This window comes from Streptomyces sp. NPDC057654 (assembly GCF_042800135.1).
Taxonomy (GTDB): Bacteria; Actinomycetota; Actinomycetes; order Streptomycetales; family Streptomycetaceae; genus Streptomyces.
Genome location: NZ_JBHVHQ010001315.1, coordinates 1 through 1,565 on the forward strand (window position 1 = coordinate 1; position 1,565 = coordinate 1,565).

General features: G+C 78.3%; 2 pseudogenes. Both read left to right on the forward strand.

The window, feature by feature from the left end:
* Window positions 1-235 (forward strand): annotated as a pseudogene (locus ACFU99_RS43175) (hypothetical protein); the annotation flags it as partial.
* A gap of 305 nt (window positions 236-540) precedes the next feature.
* Window positions 541-1,565, forward strand: a pseudogene (locus tag ACFU99_RS43180) (hypothetical protein); the annotation flags it as partial.

Below are 1,565 nucleotides of genomic sequence, written 5' to 3' on the forward strand. Positions count from 1 at the left end.
GCCGCCCGCCGCTGCCTCGGCCCCGGCCAGGGCGAACTGGACCGCCCGTCGTTCGAGGAGCTCTTCCCCTGGCGCACGGGCTGGGCCTCCGCCGTCCTGGCCGAGAACCTCCTCGTCCCGGCCGGCTCGGGCTACCGCTTCGCCCACGAGGAACTCGCCGACTGGCTGCAAGGTCAGCACCTGGACCTGGACATGGCGCTGAATGTTCTGGTGCATCGGTGGTGGGGGGTGGGGGATGGGCAGGGGGAGGTATCGGCTGGCCAGGGCGGCCCGGGGGGCCGGCCGGACGAGGCGCGGGCCCGGAGGGGTGAGACAGCGGCTGAGCAGGGGGACGCGGGGGCTCAGCGGGGTGGGGCGCCGACCCGTCAGGGGGAGGCGGGAGCCCGGTGGGATGATGCGCGGGGCCGGTTGGGTGAGGTGCCAGGTCGTCAGGGCGATCCGAGGGCTCGGTGGGACGAGACGCCGGCCGGTCGGGACGACGCGGGGGCTCGATCGGGTGAGGCGTCGGTCCGTCGGGAGGACGCGCAGGCTCGGTGGGGCGTGACGTCGGCCCGTCAGGATGGCGCGCGGGCCCGGTGGGGCGGGGAAGCAGCCGGTCAGGGGGACACGCGGTTCCGGTGGAGCGGGGCATCGGTCGGTCGGGGCGACGCGGGGGCCCGGCCGGGTGAGACGCCGACGCGTCAGGATGACGCACGGGTCCGGTGGGATGAGACGCCGGCCCGTCAGGCCGACGCGTGGCCCCAGTGGGGTGAGGCATCGGCGCTGGAGACGGAGGTCGCTGTCCGGCTGCCCTCCCGGCCAGGGGCGGCCCCGGCGCGCCCGGAGGAGGCCGGCGTACCCGCACCCGTACGCAGATGGGGCAGGCGCGCCGCCCGCCAGCGGCCCGCCCCCGCTCCGCCGACCGCGCCGCCGCGCCCCCTGCCCGTACCCCGGCACCGCATCGGCCCCGTACTCCACGCCCTGCTCCTCCTCGGCCGCCGCTCCGGCCCGGCCGAGCTCGCCCGCCGCCTCGCGGAGCTGGTCCACGCGGTGGACGCGCTCGGCGCGCCGCTCCCGGAAGCGCCTACGGCACTCGGGGACGCTGAGCGAGACGGCGCGTGGGGCGCTTCCGGGAGCAGGGGCGCGCGCCGAGGGGCGGCGGGTCCGTCCGTACGCCCCGACGAGCGGATCGTCCCGCCTGCGGACGATGCCTGGACCGTGACCACGGACGGCCGTCTCCTCCGGGCACCGGGCGGGAAGGGCGCGTGGGCTGCTTCTGCGGGCTGGGGCGCACGCCCAGGAGGCCCAGGGGAGGCGCCGGGCGACGATCCGCCCGTACGCGCCGACGAGCGAGCAGTGCCGTCTCCGCATGGCGCACGCCGAGAGGAGGCGACGGGCGACGGCCCGCCCGTACGCGCCGACGAGCGAGCCGTGCCGTCGCGACCCGCTTCCGCGGGTTGGGGCGCGCGACGAAGGGCGACCGGTGGCGGTGAGCCGTCCGGCACCGCCGCGGGACGCGAGGCAGCGGCGGGGAACGAGCCCGCCGCCCAGGCAGTGGCAGGAGAACGGCGCGCCAGCGCCGCCTG